This window comes from Streptomyces sp., from assembly GCF_031181555.1.
Lineage (GTDB): Bacteria > Actinomycetota > Actinomycetes > Streptomycetales > Streptomycetaceae > Streptomyces > Streptomyces fimbriatus.
Map to the genome: position 1 here is coordinate 15608 of NZ_JAPSKQ010000047.1, position 4558 is coordinate 20165.

At 72.9% G+C, this 4558-nt stretch carries 4 protein-coding genes and 1 pseudogene; 3 read left to right on the forward strand and 2 right to left on the reverse strand.

Annotation, left to right across the window (positions count from 1 at the left end):
- The first annotated feature begins 152 nt into the window (after positions 1 to 152).
- The gene (locus RIM90_RS12660) at positions 153 to 1610 is read left to right on the forward strand and encodes an FG-GAP and VCBS repeat-containing protein (protein WP_309060759.1); all 1458 of its coding nucleotides are present in this window, start codon (positions 153 to 155) and stop codon (positions 1608 to 1610) included.
- A gap of 135 nt (positions 1611 to 1745) precedes the next feature.
- On the opposite strand, the gene RIM90_RS12665 is transcribed toward RIM90_RS12660, so the two are convergent.
- Entirely contained in the window at positions 1746 to 2171 is a 426-nt protein-coding gene (locus tag RIM90_RS12665; RefSeq protein WP_309060760.1) for a VOC family protein, read from the reverse strand.
- Between the two features lie 59 nt (positions 2172 to 2230).
- Positions 2231 to 3103 (reverse strand): NAD(P)H-binding protein, encoded by an 873-nt coding sequence (locus tag RIM90_RS12670; protein ID WP_309060761.1) that lies wholly within the window; start codon positions 3101 to 3103, stop codon positions 2231 to 2233.
- Between the two features lie 182 nt (positions 3104 to 3285).
- Here RIM90_RS12670 and RIM90_RS12675 point away from each other — a divergent pair, with 182 nt between their 5' ends.
- Together RIM90_RS12675 and RIM90_RS12680 are read left to right on the forward strand one after the other, a co-directional pair.
- A complete protein-coding gene (locus RIM90_RS12675; RefSeq protein WP_375165435.1) occupies positions 3286 to 4110 on the forward strand; it encodes a nucleotidyltransferase domain-containing protein in 825 nt (274 codons plus the stop codon).
- 240 nt (positions 4111 to 4350) lie between these two features.
- A pseudogene (locus tag RIM90_RS12680) lies at positions 4351 to 4558 on the forward strand (hypothetical protein); the annotation flags it as partial.

Here is a 4558-nt window from a genome sequence, read left to right on the forward strand (position 1 = left end):
AGGTGCCGGCCGCCGGGCCCCACTGACCCGTGGGGAAGGACCGGGCCGACGTACAACCTTTGAGCACGCACAGGTGTCCAGGATCGCAGTTCAGGATCGGAGTTCATCGGAGTTCAAGCGCTCGCAGCGCCCTCCCCGGACCACGGAGAACCATGCGCGTCACACGCACCGTCATCGTCGCGACGGCACTCGCGGCAGCGGTCTGCACGCCGCTCCTCACCGCCCCCACGGCGGCCGCGGCCCCCGCCAAGCTCGCCGACGACTTCAACGGCGACGGCCACCGCGACTTCGTCATGCTCGGCGGGTCCCACGGCAAGGACGGCCGGGTCACCGTCGTCTACGGCACGTCGACCGGGCCCGGGACGCGCGTCCAGACCATCCACCAGGACTCGCCGGGCATACCCGGCTCGGTGGAGGAGGGCGACGACTGGGGATTCGCCGCGACCAGCGCCGACCTCGACCGCGACGGCTACGCCGACCTGGTCGTCGCCTCCCCGGGCGAGACCGTCGGCGACGTCTGGAGGCGCGGAGGACTGACCGTCGTCTGGGGCGGCGCCCAGGGGCTCGGCTCCGGCACCGTCTTCCACTCGCCCGTCACGCCGGAGAACCCGGTCTCGGGCGACCAGTTCGGGCTGGACGTCGTGGCCGGCGACTTCGACGGCGACGGCGACCAGGACCTCACCGCGATCAGCGTCGGCCGGGCCGGCGCGGTCCTGCTCAAGGGCCCCTTCACCCGCACCGGCGGGAAGAGCGGCTGGCAGTCCCTCGGCGGCGACTACGGCTACCTGAACGCCTCCCAGCTGGCGGCGGGCCGGGTCGCCGCGGGTGCCGCCACCGACCTGTACATCCTCGGCCGCGATCTCCAGAGCGAGGACGGCGACCTCGACCTGCGCGCCTACTTCCACCGCGGCGGCAGCTCCTTCGCCCGGCGCGCGAACGAGATACGCGTGCCGGACGACGGCGGCCACCAGGTGGGCGGCGCCGGCCCCGTCACCGCCGTCGGCGACTTCGACAAGGACGGCTACGGCGACCTCGCCCTCGGCCGCGGCAGCGAGCAGCCGGACCGGAACCGGGGCTACGTCACGGTCCAGTACGGCGGACCCAGCGGTCCGGACACGACCCGCAAGCCGGTGAGGTTCACCCAGGACACGGCGGGCGTGCCCGGCTCCTCGGAGGAGGACGACGGCTTCGGCACGGCCGTCGCCGCCGGCGACGTCAACGGCGACGGCTACGCGGACCTCGCCGTCGCCGCGCCCGGCGAGGACCTGGAGGGCAAACGCCAGGGCGGCATGGTCACGGTCCTGCTCGGCCGCGAGGGCGGACTGTCCGGCACCGGAGCGAAGGCGTACCACCAGAACACGTCGGGTGTCGGGGGAGCCGTCGAGAACGACGACCACTTCGGCCTGGGCCTCAAGCTCACCGACCACACCCGCGACGGCCGCGCCGACCTGATCGTCGACACGAACGACCAGCTGGACGACACCCGCTGGGGCCTGGTCCACCTGCTGAAGGGCACGAGTTCCGGCATCACGGGCACGGGCTCGAAGTCGTTCACGGTGAAGTCGCTCAACCTGCCGTACAAGACGCTCGGCGGGCCCTTCCCGCACTGACCGGTGGGCCCGGTGGGTCCGGCGGATCACCGGACCCGCGGCATTACGGCACCACGGCACCACGGCGCCACGGCATCCGGACGCCCCGGCCGGACTGGGCGCGAACCCGGCCCGGGGCGGCCACTGCGGTCACGTTCACACGACGGGCTCGCCGATGCCCAGCAGGTTCCCCTCGCTGTCACGGAACCAGGCGGCGCGTTCGCCCCTGGCGCCCTTGCTCGGGTAGTTCCCCTCGACCTCGGCGATCCCGTCCCGCGTCCGGAACCCCGGCGCGTCGACCTCCTCGAACACCACGCCGCGCCGCTTCAGCTCCGACACGACCGCTTCGAGGTCGTCGACCTGCCATCCCATCTGCGTGAAGGTGCCGGGCGAGGCTCCCGTCGACCGGAACACGGCGAACTCCGTGTCCCCGCACCGGTAGAGCAGCCCACCCGGCCGTTCGTCGACGGGCTCCAGACCGAGCTTCTCGGAGTAGAAGCGCCGCGCCCGCTCCAGGTCCTGGGCCGGCAGCCTGGTCGCCACGCGTCCCCGGGCCAAAAGGTTCCTGTCGTCTGCCTCCATCCACCCACTGTGCCGTGACCGGCGGCCGATCGGGCGGAGGCGTGCGGGGCAGGCGGGGGCTATGCCGTGAAGGCGTCCGCGTGCTCCGCGGCCCACTGGGCGAAGGTGCGGGCCGGGCGGCCGGTGACCTTCTCGACGGTGTCGACGACCGTGCGGCCCACCTCGGGGGTGTTGCCGTACACATCGAGCAGGAAGCCGATCACGTCCTCGGGCCGGCCCGCCGCCCGCCACTGCGCGACGGCCTGCTCCTCGGTCAGCTCCACCAGGGCGATGTCCCGGCCACGGGCCGCGGCGATGGCCGCCACCTTGTCGCCGACGGTCAGCACCTCGGGACCGGTGATCACGTACTCCTGACCGCCGTGGCCCTCCTCGGTGAGCGCGACCGCGGCGACGGCGCCGATGTCGCCCTCGTGGACCATGGCGCTCAGCCGGGAGACGAACGGTTCGCGGACCTCGTCCGAGGTGACGATCCCGTCCGCCCACTCCAGGGCGTTGGCCATGAACTCGACCGGCATGAGCACGGTCCAGTCCACCCCGTCGTCGGCACGCACGGCGTCCTCCAGCAAGGTCGGCCCGCCGCCGTTCAGCACGGTGACCCGGCGCACGCCGGCCGCGCGGGCCGACTCCAGGATGCGGGGGCCGGTCTCCAGCGGGGTGAAGTAGGGCCCGCCGAAGGTGATCAGGTGGAGGCCGGTGACGCCCTCCAGGGCCGGGACCAGGCTGTCGGGGTCGGTCAGATCGCCCTGGACGACCTCGACGTCCGCCGGGAAGCCGGCCGCGGCCGCGTTCCGGGTGAGGGCGCGGACCGCGTGGCCGCGGGCGAGCAGCTCGGCGACGACCTGGCGGCCGACGGTGCCGGTGGCACCGGTGACGAGGATCTTCTGCGCGGGGGACTGCGACGGTGCCTGCGCGTGGGTCTGCGTGTGGGTCATGACACGACCGTAGGAAGCCTTGCGGTCACCTTCTGACCGCAAGGAGACGCGCCCCGTAGGATGCGGCCCGTGGGCGTTTCCTGAGCAGACCGGCATCACACGGTCCCCAGCCGGCCGCCCGGAGGACTCCGGGCGTCCGCAAGCGTGCCCGCACATCCACTCAGGAGTCAGCCACCGTGTCCATTCGCTCCGCCTGCCCCGCACTGGACGACCGCATCGCCCGGTTGCGGGAACTCGCCCGGTCCGAACCCCGTCTCGAGGGCGTCCTGCTCTACGGGTCCTGGACCCTCGGCGAGGCCGACGCCCACTCCGACATCGAGGCGTACCTCTACGTCCGGGACGAGCACGTCGACACGTTCGACGGGCCCTCGTTCCTGGAGCAGCTCGCTCCGCTCAGGCTGGCGTACACCAACATGTACGGCATCCTGGCGGTCGTCTTCGACGACCTGATGCGCGGCGAGTTCCACGTCACCGCCGCCGGCCCCGGCATCGACGAGGTCCCCACCTGGGAAGGGATGGTCCACCTGCCCCGTCCCGAGGCCGCCGTCCTGCTGGACCGCACCGGCCGCCTGACCCGGGCCGCCCGGCGGCTGGCCGAGTTCCGGCCGCCCGAGCCCACCACCACCGCACAGCGGCTCACCGACGAACTGGCCAACTGGACCCTCATGCTCGCCCACGTCCTGGCCCGCGGCGAGACCGCCCGCGCCCACGCCCTGCTGCACACCGTCATCGCGCCCCAGCAGCTCCAGCTCTGTCGCCTCCTGCGCGGCAGCACCGCCCACTGGCTGACCCCCAGCCGGGCACTGGAGCAGGACCTGCCCGCCGCCGACCGCGACCGCTACACCGCCACCACCGCCGCCGCCCGGGAACCGGAGGTACGCCAGGCGGCGCGGAACAGCTGGCACTGGAGCCGCGACCTGACCACGGAGGCCGCCACCCGCTGGACCCTCCGGGTACCCGTCCGGCTCCACGACCGGATCAGCGAACTCCTGGAGGAGAACCACTGAAGCCGGGGGGCGTCATCCCGCGGACGGAAGGGAACACCGCCTCCGAATCCAGGAACCGATCGCGGCCCCGAGCCGAACGGGTACTACGTCGAGCAACTGCCGGATGAGCATCGGCCCAGCCGGCATCCGGCCCGGAGGAAGTCACCCCGCCCTGCCACTGACCAGGGGATCCGCAGGGCTGAGGGCCCCCGAGTGGTCCCAGGCCGTGAAAACGCCCCCCATCCGCAATAGCTACGGCGCGTGGGGGCGGCGGACCTCGACCGGACGGTCACCATGATGCGGCGGCTCTACCCGGGCCGGGAGATCGAGCGGTGCGAGGGCTCGAACCTCGGGGACGGCGTGTACCCGCCGGAGGGGACGGTGTGCGCAGCGAGCCGGCCGGGCGTGGAGGTCATCGGTGATCAGGAAGTGATGATCGACGCCCCTTCCCAGCTCCCGGAACACCTCG